The organism is Micromonospora sp. HUAS YX12 (assembly GCF_040215685.1).
Taxonomy (GTDB): Bacteria; Actinomycetota; Actinomycetes; order Mycobacteriales; family Micromonosporaceae; genus Micromonospora; species Micromonospora tulbaghiae.
Genome location: NZ_CP157974.1, coordinates 3,455,738 through 3,475,230 on the forward strand (window position 1 = coordinate 3,455,738; position 19,493 = coordinate 3,475,230).

Consider the following 19,493-nt stretch of genomic DNA (forward strand, 5'->3'; position numbering starts at 1 on the left):
CGGAAGCGGTGTTTCGCGGCACCGGCTTCCGGGAGGTGCGGCACCGCGGGCCGCACCGGGTCTCGGACAGTCGCGAGTCCGGGCCCGTCAGGCAGGTCGTCGCCCGCCGCCCACGACCCCCGGGCGGCGGGCGACGGACCCGCCGGCACGCCGGCCGGGTGTGGGTGTGGGGAAGCGTCCACATCCGGCCGGCCGCCACCTGAAGGTGCGTCTTCCTCCGCACCGACCGCTCCGGGCGACCGGGCGACGTTCCCCGTCGCGCGACCGCCCGCCCCGGCCACACGCGGAGGAGAGACCCATGCCGACCAGTCCGGCCCAGGCGCCCACGGTGCCCGCGCACGTGCTGCCGCACCGCACCCCCGCCCAGTTGCTCGCGGTGGCCCGCGACGGGCTGGCCGAGGCCGCCCGCACCCGTCCCGACGGCCTCCGGTACGCCGCCGCCCACCTCGCGGCGCTGCGCGCCGCCGCCGCCGTGCTCGCCGCCCGGGCCCGCCCCGCGCCCACCCGCCGGCACCGCATCACCAGCGTCTGGGTGCTGCTCGCCACCGTCGCCCCCGAGCTGGACGAGTGGGCCGCCTACTTCGCCGCCGGCGCGAGCAAGCGGGCCGCCGCCGAGGCCGGCATCCCCCGCGTGGTCACCGCCCGGGAGGCCGACGACCTGCTGCGCGCCGCCGAGGAGTTCGTGACAGTGGTGGAGACCGCGCTCGGCCTGGCACACCAGCCGGCGCTGGACGGCCTGCCCCGCCCGCTGCGGCTCGGCGCCTCCGGCTCCCCGCCCCGGCCCGGAGCAGCCGCCGCCTGATTCGTGGCGCCCGGCCACCACCGGCGGGACCCCGGGTGGCCGGGCGCCGCACCCACGGCACGAGCGTGCCGCGCACGACACGATCCACAGCACCATCCACGGGCGAGGCCCGTGGCGAAACACGACGGGGGGTTGGTCCGATGGCGGGCCGCATGGTGGCCGGTTCCGCCGCCCTGGCCGATCTGGTCCGGCCGGCGAGCGCGCCCGACCCGGCCGGCGGCCACCGGGTGCTTCCCGTGCGGGCCGAGCTGACCGGGCTGCTGCCCAACCGCGGCCTGCGGCGCGGCAGCACCGTCGCGGTCGGCGCCGGCCAGCCCCGGCGCAGCGGCGCCACCTCGCTGATCCTCGCGCTGCTCGCCGAGGCGTCCCGGGCCGGCTCGTGGTGCGCCGTGGTCGGCGTACCCACATTCGGGGCTGGCGCGGCGGCCGAAGCGGGCATCGCCCTGGACCGGCTGGCCCTGGTGCCCGACCCCGGGCCGGAGTGGCCCACGGTGGTCGCCGCGCTCATCGACGGGGTCGACGTGGTGGTCACCGCCGTGCCGGCCACCGTCTCCGCCTCGGTCGCCACCCGGCTGGCGGCCCGTGCCCGGCAGCGTGGAAGCGTGCTCGTCCCGTACGGCAGGTGGGACGGCGCGGACGTCACGCTCCAGGTGGTCCGGGGCGTCTGGCAGGGGCTCGGCCCCGGTCGCGGCCGGCTGCGCCGCCGCGAGGTGACCGTCTCGGCCCGGGGCCGGGGCGCCGCCGCCCGTCCCAAGGAGATCAAGGTGTGGCTGCCCGGTGACGAGCTGACCCGGATCATCCCCCGCTCGGCCGGGCTCGGCGCCCTGTCCGCCGCGCCGTCGCGCCGGCTGCGCGTGGTCGCCCCACCCGCCCGTACGCTCGCCGCGGCCGGTCCGGCGTGAGCGGCGTACCGCAGCGGACGCTGCTGCTCTGGTGCCCGGACTGGCCGGTCCTCGCCGCCGAGATCGTCGACGGGGTGCCCGCCACCGACCCGGTCGTGGTGCTGCACGCCAACCGGGTGATCGCCTGCTCCGAGCGGGCCCGCGCCGAGGGGATCCGGCGCGGGCTGCGCCGCCGCGAGGCGCAGGGGCGCTGCCCGCACCTGACGGTGGTCGACCACGACCCCGGCCGGGACGTGCGCGCGTTCGAACCGGTGGTGGCCGCCGTGGAGGAGGTGGTCGCCGGCGTCGAGGTGATCCGGCCCGGCGCCTGCGCCACGGCGGCCCGGGGGCCGAGCCGCTACCTCGGCGGCGAGGAGGCGGCGGCCGAGCGGATCGTGGAGCACGTCGCGCAGAGCTGCGCGGTGGAGAGCCAGGTCGGCATCGCCGACGGGGTGTTCGCGGCCGGGCTGGCCGCCCGGGAGGGGCGGATCGTGGCCCCCGGCGGCACCCGAGAGTTCCTGGCCGCCCGGCCGGTCGAGGCGCTCGGCCGGCCCGCCCTGGCCGACCTGCTGCGCCGGCTCGGCGTCCGTACCCTCGGCGAGTTCGCGGCGCTGCCGGCCGGGGACGTGCTGGCCCGGTTCGGCTTCGACGGTGCGCTGGCGCACCGGCTCGCCGGCGGCCGGGACGACCGCCCGCTGGCGGTCCGGCAGCCACCCGCCGACCTCACCGTCACCGCCGACTACGACGAGCCGGTCGACCGGGTCGACGCCGCCGCGTTCGCCGCCCGCACGCTCGCCGAGCGGCTGCACGAGCGGCTGGCCGGGTACGGGCTGGCCTGCACCCGGCTCGGCATCGAGGCGGTCACCGCGCACGGACAGGAACTGCACCGGGTCTGGCGGCACGACGGCCTGCTCACCGCCGGGGCCATCGCCGACCGGGTCCGCTGGCAGCTCGACGGCTGGCTCTCCGGCAGCAACGGCCGGGGCGGGACGCGTCCGGCCCGGCCCACCGCCGGGATCGTCCGGCTGCGACTGGTGCCCGACGGGGTGCTCGCCCAGGCGGGCCTGCAACCCGGGCTGTGGGGGGAGACCGGTGAGGAGCGGGAGCGGGCGCACCGGGCGCTGAGCCGGGTACAGGGCATCCTCGGCCCCGAGGCGGTGGTCACCGCGGTGCTCGGTGGCGGGCGGTCCCCGGCCGACCAGGTGCGCCTGGTGCCGTGGGGCGACGAGCGGGTGCCCGCCCGCCCCGGCCCGCCACCCCTGCCACCCGCCGCGCCCGCTCCGGGTGCCGCGTCCGCCCCCGTCGTCGTACCCGCTGGGGGTGGTGCGGGGCGGCGGGCCGGGCGGGGCCGGGTGACGCCCGAGCCGCCGTGGCCGGGGCGGATTCCGCCACCGTCGCCGGCCGTGGTGCTGCCCGCTCCGCTGCCGGCCGACGTGCGGGACGCGGCGGGGGAGCCGGTCGTGGTGAGCGCCCGGCTGGCGGTCAGCGCGGCGCCGGCCCGGCTCACCGTCGGCGACGGGCGCCCGGCCGAGATCACCGGCTGGGCCGGACCGTGGCCGGTGGACGAGCGCTGGTGGGCGCCGGCCGAGGCGCGCCGCCGGGCCCGGTTCCAGGTGTGCCTGGCCGACGGCGCCGCCCTGCTGCTCGCGGTCGAGGGCGGGCAGTGGCTGGTGGAGGCGATCTATGACTGAGCGCCGGAGGAGGCACCGGTGAGCTTCCACAATCCGAAGATGCCGTGGTCGAAGCTGGAGCAGGTGCTCTCCGGCCGGGCCGGGGGCGAGCGGCACCTGCACGTGGTCGACCCGCTCGCGGTCGACGCCGACGGCGGCGACTCACCGGCCTGGAGCCGCAAGCGCCAGGAATACCGGCCGCCGGAGCTGGCCCGCCCGGACGGCGTGGTGCCGTACGCGGAGCTGCACGCGCACTCCAACTTCAGCTTCCTCGACGGGGCCAGCCACCCGGAGGAACTGGCCGAGGAGGCGGCCCGGCTCGGGCTGACCGCGCTCGCCGTCACCGACCACGACGGCTTCTACGGCGTGGTGCGCTTCGCCGAGGCGGCCCGCGCGCTGCGGCTGCCGACGATCTTCGGCGCGGAACTGTCCCTCGGGCTGCCCGGCCCGCAGAACGGCGAACCCGACCCGCTCGGCCGGCACCTGCTGGTGCTCGCGCACGGCCACGAGGGGTACGCGCGCCTGGCCGCCACCATCTCCCGCGCCCAGTTGCGCGGCGGGGAGAAGGGCCGACCGGTCTACGGCGAGCTGGAGGAGATCGCCGACGAGCTGCGCGACCACGTGCTGGTGCTCACCGGCTGCCGCAAGGGGCACGTGCCGGCGGCGCTGCTCACCGAGGGCGTCGACGCGGCGGCCCGGGAACTGGACCGGCTCACCGCGCTGTTCGGCGCGGAGACGGTGGCGGTGGAGCTGACCGACCACGGCCACCCGGTCGACGCCGACCGCAACGACGCGCTCGCCGAGCTGGCCGCCACGGCCGGACTGCCCACGGTGGCCACCGGCAACGTGCACTACGCCACCCCGGGCCGGCGGCGGCTGGCCACCACAGTCGCGGCGGTGCGGGCCCGGCGCAGCCTCGACGAGATCGACGGCTGGCTGCCCGCCGCGGCCACCGCCCACCTGCGCAGCGGCGCGGAGATGGCGGCGCGGTTCGCCGCGTACCCGGGCGCTGTGGCGCGGGCCGCGGAATACGGCGCGGAACTCGCATTCGACCTCCAGCTCGTGGCGCCGAAGCTGCCGGCGTACCCGGTGCCGCCCGGGCACACCGAGATGAGCTGGCTGCGCCGGCTGACCATGGACGGCGCCCGCGAGCGCTACGGCCCGCCCGAGGCGCACCCGGAGGCGTACGCGCAGCTGGAACACGAGCTGCGGATGATCGAAGACCTCGGGTTCCCCGGCTACTTCCTGGTGGTCTACGACATCGTCGCGTTCTGCCGCGCGCAGGACATCTACTGCCAGGGCCGGGGGTCGGCGGCGAACTCGGCGGTCTGCTACGCGCTGCGCATCACCAACGTGGACGCGGTCCGGCACCGGCTGCTGTTCGAACGGTTCCTCGCCCCGGAACGCGACGGCCCGCCCGACATCGACGTGGACATCGAGTCCGACCGCCGGGAGGAGGTGATCCAGCACGTCTACGCCCGCTACGGCCGGGAGCACACCGCCCAGGTCGCCAACGTCATCTCGTACCGGCCCCGGTCGGCGGTGCGGGACGTGGCGAAGGCGTTCGGCTTCTCGCCCGGCCAGCAGGACGCCTGGAGCAAGCAGATCGACAGGTGGGGTTCGGTCGCCGCGGTCGACGTGGCGGACATCCCCGAGCAGGTGGTCGCGTACGCCAACGAGCTGCAGACGTTCCCCCGGCACCTGGGCATCCACTCCGGCGGCATGGTGATCTGCGACCGGCCGGTGATCGAGGTGTGCCCGGTGGAGTGGGGCCGGATGCCCGGCCGCAGCGTGCTCCAGTGGGACAAGGACGACTGCGCCGCCGTCGGCCTGGTCAAGTTCGACCTGCTCGGCCTCGGCATGCTCTCGGCGCTGCACTACGGCTACGACCTGATCGGGTCCAGCCTCGACCTGGGCGACATGGACCTGGACGACCCCGAGGTCTACGACATGCTCTGCCGGGCCGACTCGGTGGGCGTGTTCCAGGTGGAGAGCCGCGCCCAGATGGCCACGCTGCCCCGGCTCAAGCCGCGCGAGTTCTACGACCTGGTGGTGGAGGTGGCGCTGATCCGTCCCGGCCCGATCCAGGGCGGTTCGGTGCACCCGTACATCCGGCGCAAGAACGGCCAGGAACCGGTCACGTACGCGCACCCGCTGATGCGCAACGCGCTGGAGAAGACGCTCGGCGTGCCGCTGTTCCAGGAGCAGCTCATGCAGCTCGCCATCGACCTGGCCGGGTTCGACGCGGCCGGCGCCGACCAGCTGCGCCGGGCCATGGGGGCGAAACGGTCGGTGGAGCGGATGGCGCAGATCGCCGACCGGCTCTACGCCGGGATGGCCGAGCGGGGCATCACCGGCGAGCTGGCCGACGACGTCTACCGCAAGCTCACCGCGTTCGCCAGCTACGGCTTCCCGGAGAGCCACGCGATGAGCTTCGCCTACCTGGTGTACGCCAGCTCGTGGCTCAAGCGCTACCACCCGGGCCCGTTCCTGGCCGCGCTGCTCAACGCCCAGCCGATGGGCTTCTACTCGCCGCAGACGCTCGCCGACGACGCCCGCCGCCACGGCGTGGAGGTACGCCGGCCGGACATCAACGCCAGCGGCGCCAAGGCGGTGCTGGAGTCCACGCCGCAGACCCGGTGGGGCAGCGTGCCGGGCGAGCCGCCGCACGCCTGGGGGCTGGGCGGTCCGGCGGTGCGGCTCGGGCTGGGCAGCGTCCGTACCCTCGGCGAGGACGTGGCCGAGCGGATCGAGGCGGAACGGACCGCGCACGGGGCGTACCGGGACATGCCGGACCTGGCCCGCCGCGTCGGTCTCACCGCTGCGCAGCTGGAGGCGCTGGCCACCGCCGACGCCTTCGCCTGTTTCGGGCTGACCCGGCGGCAGGCCCTCTGGGCCGCCGGCGCGGCGGCCCAGGACCGGCCCGGCCGGCTGCCCGGCACGGTGACCGGCGCGGACCCGCCCACCCTGCCCGGCATGGCCGCGGTGGACCGCCTGGTCGCCGACGTCTGGGCCACCGGCCTGTCCCCGGAGAGCCACCCGGCCCGGTTCATCCGGGACCGGCTCGACGAACTGGGCGCGGTGCCGATCGCCCGCCTCGGCCAGGTGCCGCCCGGGCAGCGGATCCGGGTCGGCGGGATCGTCACCCACCGGCAGCGCCCGGCGACCGCCGGCGGCGTCACGTTCCTCAACCTGGAGGACGAGACCGGGATGCTCAATGTCACTTGCTCCCCGGGGTTGTGGCAGAGATACCGTCGAATCGCCCGCACCAGCGGAGCACTGGTGGTGCGGGGCCGGCTGCAGCGGCACGAGGGCGTCACGAACCTCACCGCGGACCGGCTGGACGCGATCGAGCCGCCCGTCACACCGGCATCCAGGGATTTCCGTTGATGGAGTGATCCACATTACGGTTTCCGCGAGCCGGAGGCGGGAGACTCCCGACGCGGGTGGGCAGAGTGGCCCACCCGGGGTATGGGGGATGAACAGATGACCTTTCACCGCACGTACGCCGGTGGCGTGGCGAACGCCCGGCGGACCCGCCTCGGCGCCGACTGGGCGCCCACCCACGAGGCCGAGCCGCGGGAGTACCAGGTGACCGACGGCCCGGTGGCCAACAACCAGCGCTCCCGCGCCGAGGACGACCCCGCCGGCGGCGGCGAGTCCTGAACCCGGGCCGGGGGGTGACTAGGCTCGGCGCGTGGAGCAGATCCGAACCCTCACCCCCCGCACCGCCGTCATCTGGTCGGTGGTCCGGGCCGAGCTGGACCGGCGGGCCGGCGAACGACTCTCCGTGCTCGACGTCGGAGGCGGGACCGGCGGCTTCGCCGTCCCGCTCGCCGAGGCCGGTCACCGGGTCACCGTGGTCGACGCCAGCCCCGACGCGCTCGCCGCGCTGACCCGCCGGGCCGCCGAGGCCGGGGTCGCCGATCGGGTACGCGCGACGCAGGGCGACGCCGACGCGCTCACCGGACTCGTCGAACCGGCCACCGTGGACCTGGTGCTCTGCCACTCCGTCCTCGAAGTGGTCGACGACCCGGAACCGGTCATGTCCGCGCTGGTCACCGCGTTGCGCCCGGGTGGCGCGGCGAGCGTGCTCGTCGCCGGGCGGGCCGCCGCCGTGTTCGGCCGGGCGATGAACGGGCAGCTGGACGCCGCCGCCGCGCTCGCCGCCGACCCGCACGGCACCACCGGCGGCCGGGACACGCTGCGCCGCCGCTACGACGCCGCCGACGCGAGCGCGCTGCTCACCGCCGCCGGCCTCGTCGTGGAGGAGATCCACGGGGTACGGGTGCTCGCCGACCTGCTCCCGGCCGCGGTGGCCGACGGACAGCAGGCCGCCCTGGTGGAGCTGGAGCGCGCCCTCGCCGCCCGGTCCCCGTACCGCGATCTCGCCGCCCAGCTGCACCTGTTCGCCCGCCGCCCGGCATGACCGGCCCGGCTCCCGATCCGACGCCCGGTCCGACGCCCGGTCCGCTCGACCCGGTGGCGCCGCGCTACGACGGCGGCTGCCTGACCGACGTGCTGCCCAGCGCGCTGGCGCTGCTCGACGTACCGGGCGCGGCCGACCGGCTCGGCCTGGTCCCGCACCTGACCGGGGTACGCCGGATCGCGGTGCTGCTCGTCGACGGCCTCGGCTGGTACCAGATCCCCACCGCCGCCCCGTACGCCCCGACGCTCGCCGGCCTGGCCGCCACCGTCGGCCGGCCGCTCACCACCGGCTTCCCGTCGACCACCCCGACCAGCCTGGTCAGCCTCGGCACCGGCACCGGATCCGGCGCGCACGGCGTGCTCGGCTTCACGGTCCGGGTGCCCGGCACCGACCGGGTGCTCAACCACGTCGACTGGGCCAGCGACCCGGACCCGGCGAGCTGGCAGCCGGTGCCCACCTGGTACCAGCGGGCGCGCGCCGCCGGGGTCGCGGTGACGGTGGTCAGCCGTCCCGAGTTCGCCGGCAGCGGCCTGACGCTCGCCGCCAACCGGGGCGGCGACTATCGGGGCGCGGCCGGTGTCGACGCGCTCGCCGCCCGGATGCTGGCGGCGCTCGCCGCCGGGGACGGGCCCGCACTCGTCTCCGGCTACCACCCCGACCTGGACCGGCACGGGCACCTCAGCGGCGTGGACTCCGCACCCTGGCGGACCGCCGCCGCCGCTGTGGACGCGCTGCTGGCCCGGCTCGTCGACGGGCTGCCGCCGGACGCCGCGCTGCTGGTCACCGCCGACCACGGCCAGCTCGACGTGCCCGCCGGGCACCGGATCGACCTGGACGCCGACCCCCGACTGCGGGCCGGGGTACGGGTGGTCGCCGGTGAGCCCCGGGTCCGCTACCTGCACGTCGAGCCGGGTGCCGAAACCGACGTGGTGGCCGCCTGGACCGAGGTGCTGGGCCCGGCCGCGCAGGTGCTGACCCGGGCCGAGGCGGTGGCGACCGGCTGGTTCGGCCCGGTGCCCGAGGCACACCTGGCCCGGATCGGCGACGTGGTGGTGGTCTGCCGGGACACGTACGCGGTGGTCGCCACCCGTTCCGAGCCGCCGACGGCGTCGCGGCTGGTGGCGTACCACGGCGCGGACACCGCCGTCGAGATGACGGTCCCGCTGCTGGTGGTCCGGGGCTGACCCCGGTTCGTCCGCGCCGCTGCGCCGGTGGCCGCGGCCTGGGCGGTGGGGTTGTCGGACCGGCGGGCTAGCCTGCTGACATGGGCCGTAGCCAGTCGTTGCCCCGGGGCGGTGACCCGCGCTTCGGGCCGGACGCCGACGACACCGGCTGCACCATCCTGCACGTCGACATGGACGCGTTCTACGCCTCGGTGGAGGTGCGCCGCCGCCCCGAGCTGCGCGGCCGGCCGGTGGTGGTGGGCGGCGTCGGGCCGCGCGGCGTGGTCAGCTCCGCCAGCTACGAGGCCCGGCGGTACGGCGTCCGCAGCGCGATGCCCACCGCCCGCGCCCGGGCGCTGTGCCCCGGCGCGGTCTACCTCCCGCCCGACTTCGCCGCCTACACCGAGGCGTCGCGGGCGGTCATGCGGATCTTCCGGGACGTCACCCCGCTGGTCGAGCCGCTCTCGCTGGACGAGGCGTTCCTCGACGTGGCAGGAGCCCGTCGGCTGTTCGGCCGGCCCGCCGACATCGCCGCGCTGATCCGCCGCCGGGTGGCCGAGGAACAGCGACTGACCTGTTCGGTCGGGGTGGGAGCGAGCAAGTTCGTGGCCAAGCTCGGCTCCACCCGGGCCAAACCCGACGGCCTGCTCGTGGTCCCGGCCGCCCGGGTGCTGGACTTCCTGCACCCGCTGCCGGTGTCCGCCCTGTGGGGCGTGGGGGAGCGTTCCGCGGACGCGCTGCGCCGCCTCGGCCTGCGCACCGTACGCGACCTCGCCGAGGCACCGGCCGGCCTGCTGCGCCGGGCAGTGGGCGAGGCGTCCGCCACCCAGCTGCACGAGCTGGCGTGGGGGCGTGACCCGCGCGGGGTCACGCCCGAGCAGGTGGAGAAGTCGATCGGCGCGGAGGTCACGTTCGACACCGACGTGAGCGACCCGGACGAGATCCGGCGGTCCCTGCTCGCCCTCGCCGACAAGGCCGGCGCTCGGCTGCGGGCGGCCGGACAGGTGGGCCGTACCGTGTCGCTCAAGGTCCGCTTCGCCGACTTCCGGACGATCAGCCGCTCCCGTACGCTCGCCGTGCCCACCGACACCGCCCGGGAGATGTTCGACACGGCCTGGGCGCTGTGGGGCGCGCTGGCCCCGGGCGAGCCGGTTCGGCTGGTCGGTGTCCGGATGGAAGGTCTCGCCCCCGCGGGGGAGACCCCGCAGCAGCTCACCCTGGGGGCGCCCGAGCGCGGCTGGCGCGAGGCGGAGGCAGTGGCCGACGCGGCGGCTGCCCGATTCGGGCGGTCCGTCATAGGTCCGGCCAGTCTTCTCGGCCGTCGTGATACACGACAAGTCGAAAAACCGGCCGGGCCGTAGGTCGTCCCGCTTTCCGACGCGCGGGGGCCCTCGTAGACTTGCGGGTAAGCAGCCGGTTGGCTGCCACGGTCTGTCGGCCCGCCCGGGCCGACCAACGTGACCGGGGAGGAGTGCCGTGCCGCTCTCGGAGCACGAGCAGCGGCTGTTCGAGCAGATCGAGCGGTCGCTTGCCGAGGACCCCAAGTTCGCCTCGGCCGTGCGCGCCAGCGACCCGCGTTTCCACGCGCGGCGTCGCGTGCTCGTCGCTGCCGGCGTGGTCGTCGCTGGTCTGGCCCTGTTGATCTACGGTGCCGTGATCAAGATTCCCGCGGTGGCCGTGGCGGGTTTCGTCGTCATGCTGGCCTCGTTGGGCTACGCGGTGCAGTCGCACCGCCGATCCCAGTCGCCCGACCTGCACGTGGTCGGCGGCACAACGAGCCGGCGTCGTCCCCGTGGCCGCAGTGGTGGTGGCCGCCGGGGCTCCTTCCTCGACCGGATGGAGGACCGCTGGCGGCAGCGCCCGGAGGGCCACCGCTGACCGCGCCCCGCCCCTGAGCCGGGGGCGGGAAACCGGCGGCGCCTCCGTGACAGGCCGGCAAGCGCCGCCGGGGCGTCTTGCCGCCGGTCGCCGGGTAGCGCGGGCGAGGGCCCGCGCTCAGTCGCGCCCGCGATCGAGTTCACCGTCCCACCGCGGCGGCGCGACCTCCGCAGCTCGCCTCCCGTGCGCACCGCCGTGCCTCCGTCAGCACATGACGCGAGCCCCGGTTCCCGCCCGCACGGCTCACGCCGCTCCTCCCTCGCGATCTTGCACTTTCGGCCCGAGCTGTGCCCCGAATGTCCCGTTCACCCGGGCACAGACTGCAAGATCGCGGGCGCGGGCTGCCCGGCCCGTCCGTCCCATCAGCCATGCGTCGCCCGGCAGGCGGGATCCGCCGCCCGTATCCCGGGAGCCGCCGTAGATCTTGGAAGGAAAGCGCCCCTATGGGGGCCATTCCGTACCAAGATCTCGGGCGCATCCGGCCCAGGAGCGTTGATCAAGGAGTTTGTGTCTTCAGCAGGGCTGGATTCGGACACAAACTCCTTGATCAACGCTGAGAGGGAGGGCGGGAGGGGCGGGCGGGGGGTCAGCGGGCGGGGCGGCCGGCCAGGAGGCGGCGAGGGCTCCAGCGCGTCATCCGCTGCCTGACCTGACCGCTCGTGGTCACCACCCGTGCCGACCGCTCGGCCAGAGCGGTGCGCCAGCGCTGCAGCACCGACGGGGGCAGCAGCGCGGCCAGCAGCCGGGTACGGCGGTCCGCGCCCGCCGCCAGCGCGCCCCGGACCGTGCGCAGCGCCGGCTGCAACTCCGCGTCGGCCAGCGGGTCACGGGCGTAGCGGGCTCGTTCCTCGGCGCGGCCGAGCAGGCGTACCCCGGTTGCGGCGTCGCCCCTCTCGGCGAGCGCCTCCCGGGCCAGCCGCTCGGCGGTGGCCCGTGGGGTCTCCGTGCGGTCCACCCGGACGTGGAAGTCGACGAGCGTGTCGAGCAGCTCGTCCCAGGCGGCGTGCGCGTCGGCGCGGGCCGCCTCGGCGTCCACGCCGACCACGACCTGCCGTGTCTCGCCGCGCTGGCCCGGCACCGGCAGCGCGGTGGCCGCGGGCGTGACCGCCCGGACGCGCCGGCGGCGGCGCAGGGCGGAGCGGCGCAGGGCCGGTACGGCGAGCAGCGCCAGCAGCGCCAGCGCACCGGCCAGCCACCACGGCCAGACCGGGCTCTCCTCGGCGGGGCCGCCCTGGTCCAGCGTCAGGCCCTGGTCGGTGTCCTTGTCGAGCCGGTCCGCCTCGTTCGGCCCGGCCGACGGGCCGGCCGCGTCGGGAGCGCTGGTGCTGCCGGCCGAGGGGGTGACCTCCTCGGGGGCGTCGATGTCCGGCGCCCAGGCCGAGCGGACCGAGCCCGACACGGCCGCCGCCGGGGTGGCGTCGAACGGCACCCAGCCGATCGCGGGGCCGAAGTTGACCTCGGTCCAGGCGTGCAGGTTGCGGTTGGTCAGCACGTACGCGTCGCCGTCGGCCTTGCTGCCGTTGGTGAACCCGACGGCGACCCGGGCCGGGATGCCGGCGGCCCGGACCAGCCAGGCCATGGCCGCGGCATACTGCTGGCAGTAGCCGACCTTGGTGGCGAGGAAGTCGGTGATGTCCTCCCCGCTGCTGCCGTTGCGGGTGGACAGCGCGTAGGTGAAGCCGTTCTCCACCGAGAAGTAGTCGTAGATCGCCCGGACCTTGTCGTAGTCGTTCGACTTGCCCCTGACCAGCTGCGCGACCAGTTCCTCGACGGCCGGGACGGACGGCCGTTCGGTCTGCTGCCGCATGACCGGGCTGTCCGAGGGCAGCGACGGGGCCGCGCGCAGCGCCGCCGGGCTGAAGGTGGACCGGACGTAGTCGAACGAGTAGCTCTTGCCGCGGGCGTTGTCCCGGTTGGAGAAGACGACCTGCTGGTTCGGGTCGTACAGCCAGTTGCCGTTGAGGTCGTCGGTCTTGACCGGCTCGGCGTAGACCGGCATCAACGGCATGTTCAGGTTCTTCGTCACCTCGACGGTGGCGCGGTAGCGCTGCTGGTCGACGCCGCGCGGGGCGCGTTCCCCGGGATCGGGCAGCGGGCGGGTGACCGGCCGCCCGGTCGGCACGCGCGCCTGGAAGCCGCTGGGCCGCAGGTCGTCGACCACGCCCAGACGCAGGTAGAAGGGGGCCGTCTCGTTGGTGCTGACCCTGACCAGATCGACTTCCTCGCTCTGGTTGAGCTGGCCGCTGAGCGCCGCGAACAGGTCGACCCGCCCGGAGCTGCCGCCCTGGCCCGGCCGCCCGTTGCCGTCGCCGGGCCCGGTGCCGACGTTGTTCAGCAGCCCGCCGGTCATCCCGGGCACGGCCAGCGGCAGCGCCACCGCCACGATCACGCCGACCACTGCGAGCCGCCGTCCGGCCGCGGCCAGCGGGGACGCCTCCCAGACGTCCACGTCGCGCCCCTCGCCGGTGAACCGGCGGCCGAACCGGCGTACCCGGTCGACGTTGTCGGTGACCAGCAGCCAGAGGTAACCGGCGGCGCCCACCACGAACGGGGTGGCCGGGACGCTGTCCACGTACACCGCGACCGGCACCGAGTAGATGGCGAGCATCGGCAGGCCGGCCAGCGCCGGCCGGCGCAACCCGACCGCGAGCACGTCCACCACCACAGCGACCGCGCCGATGCCGAGCACCGCGAGGAACAGCAGCGAGTCGACGTCCGGCACCTTCACGCCGTACGAGCGCATGTCCTGCAACGACGTCTGGAGCAGGTCGCCGAAGTGGGCGAACGTGGCCGGGGTCGGCACGAACGCGAGCAGTTCGGTGCCGCCGGGGAAGACCCACGTCAGGCCCAGGGTCAGCCCGGCCAGCATGGCCAGCACCTGCCCCCACAGCGGCATCCGGCCCAGGCGGCTCAACGCGGCCGAGCCGGACACCACGGAGACCACGACGGCGGCCTGGATCAGCCAGGTCCAGCGTTCGAAGATCGCCGACAGCGGGGCCGCCGCCAGCAGCGTCGCCGCCGCGGCGACGAACCCGATGTTGCGGTGCGGGGTCACAGGACCATCCTTCCGGTCATCGCCGTCCGCCGGCCACCGTCTCGGCCATGGCCGCCCGCAACGCGAAGCCCTGCGAGCCCCGCCCGGCCTGCGGCCACAGCATCGGCAGCCGGGTGCCGTGCTCCACCCCGATGACCCGCCAGCCGCTCTGCAGCAGCGCGAGCGCGGCGGCGCCGTGCGCCCGCTCCGCCTCGGTCCGGGCGTTCGGCGGGAGGTTGAGCCAGGTGTTGCTGTCGAGCAGGAACGCCACGCAGGTGGCGCCGTTGCCGCGCAGCCCGGCCAGCAACTCCGCCTCGGCGGTGCCGAGCGTGCCGAGCAGCGCGATGATCAGACCGCCGTCGGCGCGCTGACGGACCTGCTGCACCAGCGTGGTGATCTCGCCACGCCGGTCCAGGTGCACGTCGGCGAGGTGGTCGAGCAACAGTCCCTCGCCGCCGGTCTCGGCGGCCCCGACGTCGGCGCCGTTGCCGGTGACCAGCCGCAGCTTGTAGCCGGCCTCGCGCAGGTGCACGGCGATGCTGGCGGCGGCCGAGACCGCCCACTCGAAGCTGGCCGTCGGGCCCTCGCCCCGGTGCCCGGCGGCGCGGGTGTCGAGCACCACCGTCGCCCGGCTCTCCCACGGCTGCTCCTCGCGGCGCACCATCAGCTCACCGGTGCGGGCGGTGGACTTCCAGTGCACCCGGCGCAGGTCGTCGCCCATCCGGTATTCCCGGGTGGCGGCGTCGTCCTCGCCGTGCACCGCCACCGAGCGGGCCCGGCTGTCGCCGCTGCCGGCGTACTCACCCGGCAGCCGCACCGACGGCAGCGGGGTGACCTGCGGGATCACCGTGAGGTGGTCGGTGCTGGGGAACGACCGGGTCAGCTCGCACAGGCCGAACGGGTCGGTCAGCCGGATCACCAGCGGCCCCACCTCGTAGCGGCCGCGCACATCCGCGCGGACCGTGTACGCCACGGAGCTGGCCTGGTGCGCGCCGAGCCGCTCCAGCACCACCCGGGGCCGGCTGCCCAGCGCGTACGGCAGGCGATCCTCCAGCAGCAGCGTGCCGGTGGGCAGCCGGGACAGGTTCTGCAGCCGCAGCACCACCCGGGAGCTGGCGCCGACCGGCACCCGGTGCGGCTCCAGCGACCGGTTGCAGGCCAGCTTGTACCGGCTGCGCCCGACGTACGCGGCGGCCAGCAGCGGCAGCACGGCGAGCAGGACCGCCACCCGGAGCAGGTCCTTCTCGCCCAGGATGCCGGCGGAGATCGCCGCGGCCACCGCGGCCGCCAGGAAGGAGCGGCCGCGGGTGGTCAGCCCACGCAGGCCGTCACGCACGTCACGGCCTCCGCGGCTCGTACGGCCCGCGGCCGTTGGTGCCACCGCCGGGCCGGGTGTCGTACGGCGACCGCTGCCGGTCGTGCGGGAGCGGCAGGCGGTGCACCAGCTCGGAGACGATCGCGTCGGTGGTACGCCGGGCCAGCTGGGCGTCCGCGGTCGGGATGATCCGGTGCGCCAGCACCGGCACCGCGAGCACCTGGAGGTCGTCCGGCAGGACGTAGTCGCGGCCCTCCAGGGCGGCCACCGCGCGGGCGGTGCGCAGCAGCTGGAGCGTGGCCCGCGGGGACGCGCCGAGCCGCAGGTCGGGGGCCTCCCGGGTGGCGGTGACCAGGTCGATCGCGTACTGCTTGACGGCGTCGGCGACGTGCACCTGCCGGACGTGGCCGATCAGCCGGCGGACGGTGGCCGCGTCGGAGACCGGCCGCAGCCCCGGCAGCGGGTCGGTGGCGCCGTGCCCGTCGAGCATGGCCAGCTCCGCCCGCGGGTCCGGGTAGCCCATGGCGATGCGGGCGGTGAACCGGTCCCGCTGCGCCTCGGGCAGCGGGTAGGTGCCCTCCATCTCGATCGGGTTCTGCGTCGCGATCACCATGAACGGCGTCTGCAACTGGTAGGTGACCCCGTCGACAGTGACCTGCCGCTCCTCCATGCACTCCAGCAGCGCCGACTGGGTCTTCGGCGAGGCCCGGTTGATCTCGTCGCCGACCACCAGGTTGGCGAAGACCGCGCCGGGGCGGAACTCGAAGTCGTGCGTCTCCTGGTTGTAGACGCTGACGCCGGTGACGTCGCTGGGAAGCAGGTCGGGGGTGAACTGGATCCGCCGGACCGAGCAGTCGATGGACCGTGCCATCGCCTTGGCGAGCTTGGTCTTGCCGACGCCGGGCACGTCCTCGATCAGCAGGTGACCCTCGGCCAGCAGCACCGCCAGGGCGAGCCGGACGGTGGCGGTCTTGCCCTCGATGACCTGCTCGATGTTGGCCACGATGGCCTCGCTGGCGGCGCGGAACTCGTCGTGCGGCAGCAGACCGCCCACCTCGTCCCAGGTCTGTTGTGTCACGGGCCTCCTCCTCGTCGCCTGGACGGCAGCTCTCTATAGAGCACCTGGACCCGCCGTTGGGTTCGCGACGCCGAGCCTCGTCTGCCGCAATAATCTCACTGGCCTCTCAGGCTAACCATGTTTGTCGTTACTGCCGACTCCCGCAGGTGGTCGGTCGGTTACGCCCGGAATATTCGCCGGACCGGGGGACCGGCCGACCCGGCCGGAACGGGCGCGCCGACGCCGAGGGGCGCGAGGTACACTGCGTGCATGGCCGGGTTCTTCCTGCTCCTTACCGAGCCGTGTTGATGCGCTGAACGCGCGACAGCACGGCCGCCCCTCCTGCGCGAGGGGCTTTTTTGTGCCCGCAGCAGACCGCCCACAATTTTCGAATCGATCCGCGCCGAGGAGACGCCATGAGTGAGGCAGCCGCACCGGCGACCGACATCCCCCCGTTCCGGTACACCGCCGCCCTGGCCGACGAGATCGAGCACCGCTGGCAGGACACCTGGGAGCGGGAGGGCACCTTCCACGCGCCGAACCCGGCCGGTCCGCTGGCCGACCCGGGCCACCCGCGCGCGGGCGCCGAGAAGCTGTACGTGCTGGACATGTTCCCGTACCCGTCCGGCGCCGGCCTGCACGTCGGCCACCCGCTGGGCTACATCGGCACCGACTGCTACGCCCGCTACCAGCGGATGGCCGGGCGCAACGTGCTGCACGCGATGGGCTTCGACGCGTTCGGCCTGCCCGCCGAGCAGTACGCGGTGCAGACCGGCACCCACCCCCGGACCACCACCGAGGCCAACATCGAGCGGTACCGGGCGCAGCTGCGCCGGCTGGGGCTGGGCCACGACGAGCGGCGTTCGGTGGCGACCATCGACACCGACTTCTACCGCTGGACGCAGTGGATCTTCCTGCAGATCTTCAACTCCTGGTACGACGCGGACGCCAGGAGGGCCCGGCCGATCGCCGAGCTGATCGCCGAGTTCGAGGGCGGCACCCGCGCCACCCCGGACGGGCGTCCGTGGGCCGAGCTGTCCGTGGGGGAGCGGCGGCGGATCGTCGACGACCACCGCCTGGCGTACGTCTCGGAGGCGCCGGTGAACTGGTGCCCGGGCCTGGGCACCGTGCTGGCCAACGAGGAGGTCACCGCCGACGGCCGTTCCGAGCGCGGCAACTTCCCGGTCTTCAAGCGCAACCTGAAGCAGTGGATGATGCGGATCACCGCGTACGGGGACCGGCTGCTGGAGGATCTGGACACGCTGGACTGGCCGGAGCCGATCAAGCTGCAGCAGCGCAACTGGATCGGCCGGTCGACCGGCGCGCACATCGACTTCCCGACCGACGCGGCGCCGGTACGCGTGTTCACGACGCGGCCGGACACCGTCTTCGGCGCCACCTACATGGTGCTGGCGCCCGAGCACGAGCTGGTCGACGTGCTGACGCCGGCCACCTGGCCGGAGGGCACCCGGGACGCCTGGACCGGCGGGCACGCCGGCCCGCGCGAGGCCGTCGAGGCGTACCGGAAGGCCGCCGCGGCCAAGACGGACGTGGAGCGGCAGGCGGACAGCAAGGAGAAGACCGGCGTCTTCGTCGGCGCCTATGCCACCAACCCGGTGACCGGCGGGCAGATCCCGATCTTCATCGCCGACTACGTGCTGGCCGGGTACGGCACCGGCGCGATCATGGCGGTGCCGGCCCAGGACGAGCGGGACTGGGACTTCGCCGAGGTCTTCGAGCTGCCGATCGTGCGGACCGTGCAGCCGCCGGAGGGCTTCGACGGCAAGGCGTACACCGGTGACGGCCCGGCGATCAACAGCGCCGCGCCGGAGCGCGGCATCGACCTGAACGGCCTGGGCGTGGCCGAGGCCAAGGCGCGGATCATCGAGTGGCTGGAGGCCAACGGGTACGGCGCCGGCGCGGTCACGTGGCGGCTGCGCGACTGGCTGTTCTCCCGGCAGCGCTACTGGGGCGAGCCGTTCCCGATCGTCTACGACTCCTCCGGCGCGCCGATCGCGCTGCCCGAGTCGATGCTGCCGGTCGAGCTGCCCGAGGTGGAGGACTTCTCGCCGAAGACGTTCGACCCGGAGGACGCCGGCAGCAACCCGGAGACCCCGCTGTCGCGGCGGCGCGACTGGGTGGAGGTGGAGCTGGACCTGGGCGACGGGCCCAAGCGCTACACCCGCGAGACGAACGTGATGCCGCAGTGGGCCGGCTCCTGCTGGTACGAGCTGCGCTACCTGGACCCGACGAACTCGCAGCGCTTCGCCGACCCGGTGAACGAGGCGTACTGGATGGGCCCGCGCGGCGCGGGCGACTGCGGTGGCACCGACCTGTACGTCGGCGGCGCCGAGCACGCCGTGCTGCACCTGCTGTACGCGCGCTTCTGGCACAAGGTGCTGTACGACCTGGGCCACGTCTCGTCGTTCGAGCCGTTCCGCCGCCTGTTCAACCAGGGCATGATCCAGGCGTACGCGTTCGTCGACCCGCGCGGCGCGTACGTGCCCGCCGAGGAGGTCGTCGAGGTCGACGGCCGCTGGTTCCACGGCGAGACCGAGGTCCGGCGCGAGTACGGCAAGATGGGCAAGTCGCTGAAGAACGTGGTCACCCCGGACGACATGTGCGCGGCGTACGGCGCGGACACGTTCCGCGTGTACGAGATGTCGATGGGCCCGCTGGAGGTGTCCCGCCCGTGGGAGACCCGGGCCGTGGTCGGCGCGTACCGGTTCCTGCAGCGGGTCTGGCGCACCGTCGTCGACGAGCAGACCGGTGAGCTGCGGGTCACCGACGAGCCGGCCGACGAGGCGACCCGGCGGCTGCTGCACAAGGTGATCGACGGGGTCCGCGCCGACATGGACGGGATCCGGTTCAACACCGCCATCGCCAAGCTGATCGAGCTGACCAACGGCCTGACCCGGCTGGCGCGTACGCCGCGCGAGGTGGCCGAGCCGCTGGTGCTGATGGTGGCCCCGTTCGCCCCGCACATGGCCGAGGAGCTGTGGCGCAAGCTGGGCCACGAGACCTCGCTGGCGTACGCGGACTTCCCGGTCGCCGATCCGGCGCTGCTGGTGGCCGAGTCGGTCACGTACCCGGTGCAGGTCAACGGCAAGGTCCGGGGCCGGGTCGAGGTGCCGGCCGACGCGACCGAGGAGACCGTCCGCGCGGCGGCGCTGGAGGCGGTGGCCGGCGCGCTGGCCGGCAAGGAGCCGCGCAAGGTGATCGTGGTGAAGGGCCGGATGGTCTCGGTCGTCGCCTGACCCGGCC

The 19,493-nt window shown here is 75.0% G+C and carries 13 protein-coding genes; 10 read left to right on the top strand and 3 right to left on the bottom strand.

Going from position 1 to position 19,493, the window contains the following annotated elements:
- The first annotated feature begins 298 nt into the window (after positions 1-298).
- The 9 genes from ABIH81_RS16845 (at position 299) to ABIH81_RS16885 (ending at position 10,823) form a co-directional block, all read left to right on the top strand.
- Positions 299-802 (top strand): SAV_6107 family HEPN domain-containing protein, encoded by a 504-nt coding sequence (locus tag ABIH81_RS16845; protein WP_349875886.1) that lies wholly within the window; start codon positions 299-301, stop codon positions 800-802.
- Between the two features lie 140 nt (positions 803-942).
- A complete protein-coding gene (locus ABIH81_RS16850; protein ID WP_349875887.1) occupies positions 943-1,704 on the top strand; it encodes a hypothetical protein in 762 nt (253 codons plus the stop codon).
- Positions 1,701-3,374, top strand: a complete 1,674-nt coding sequence (locus ABIH81_RS16855) for a DNA polymerase Y family protein (RefSeq protein ID WP_349875888.1) — start codon at positions 1,701-1,703, stop codon at positions 3,372-3,374. Before ABIH81_RS16850 ends, ABIH81_RS16855 begins: the two co-directional genes overlap by 4 nt.
- 18 nt (positions 3,375-3,392) lie before the next feature.
- Positions 3,393-6,743, top strand: coding sequence for an error-prone DNA polymerase (locus tag ABIH81_RS16860; RefSeq protein ID WP_349875889.1), 3,351 nt, complete (start codon positions 3,393-3,395; stop codon positions 6,741-6,743).
- Positions 6,744-6,839: 96 nt separating this feature from the next.
- Entirely contained in the window at positions 6,840-7,019 is a 180-nt protein-coding gene (locus tag ABIH81_RS16865; protein ID WP_091420839.1) for a hypothetical protein, read from the top strand.
- A 31-nt stretch (positions 7,020-7,050) separates the two neighbouring features.
- A complete protein-coding gene (locus tag ABIH81_RS16870; RefSeq protein ID WP_334463510.1) occupies positions 7,051-7,782 on the top strand; it encodes a methyltransferase domain-containing protein in 732 nt (243 codons plus the stop codon).
- Complete coding sequence (locus tag ABIH81_RS16875) at positions 7,779-8,966, top strand: alkaline phosphatase family protein (protein WP_349875890.1); 1,188 nt, start codon at positions 7,779-7,781, stop codon at positions 8,964-8,966. Before ABIH81_RS16870 ends, ABIH81_RS16875 begins: the two co-directional genes overlap by 4 nt.
- 80 nt (positions 8,967-9,046) lie before the next feature.
- Entirely contained in the window at positions 9,047-10,306 is a 1,260-nt protein-coding gene (locus ABIH81_RS16880; RefSeq protein WP_349875891.1) for a DNA polymerase IV, read from the top strand.
- A 115-nt stretch (positions 10,307-10,421) separates the two neighbouring features.
- Entirely contained in the window at positions 10,422-10,823 is a 402-nt protein-coding gene (locus ABIH81_RS16885) for a DUF3040 domain-containing protein (protein WP_128139017.1), read from the top strand.
- Between the two features lie 586 nt (positions 10,824-11,409).
- Here ABIH81_RS16885 and ABIH81_RS16890 read toward each other — a convergent pair.
- Genes ABIH81_RS16890 through ABIH81_RS16900 form a run of 3 tightly spaced genes read right to left on the bottom strand, consistent with a single transcriptional unit; the run spans position 11,410 to position 16,250 of the window.
- Complete coding sequence (locus tag ABIH81_RS16890) at positions 11,410-13,878, bottom strand: DUF3488 and transglutaminase-like domain-containing protein (protein WP_349875892.1); 2,469 nt, start codon at positions 13,876-13,878, stop codon at positions 11,410-11,412.
- A 16-nt stretch (positions 13,879-13,894) separates the two neighbouring features.
- The gene (locus ABIH81_RS16895; RefSeq protein ID WP_349875893.1) at positions 13,895-15,193 is read right to left on the bottom strand and encodes a DUF58 domain-containing protein; all 1,299 of its coding nucleotides are present in this window, start codon (positions 15,191-15,193) and stop codon (positions 13,895-13,897) included.
- A gap of 1 nt (position 15,194) precedes the next feature.
- Positions 15,195-16,250: a MoxR family ATPase gene (locus ABIH81_RS16900; protein ID WP_349875894.1), complete on the bottom strand. Its 1,056-nt coding sequence runs from the start codon at positions 16,248-16,250 to the stop codon at positions 15,195-15,197.
- 395 nt (positions 16,251-16,645) lie between these two features.
- On the opposite strand from ABIH81_RS16900, the gene leuS reads away from it, so the two are divergent.
- Complete coding sequence (gene leuS, locus ABIH81_RS16905; RefSeq protein WP_349875895.1) at positions 16,646-19,486, top strand: leucine--tRNA ligase; 2,841 nt, start codon at positions 16,646-16,648, stop codon at positions 19,484-19,486.
- Positions 19,487-19,493: the final 7 nt, after the last annotated feature.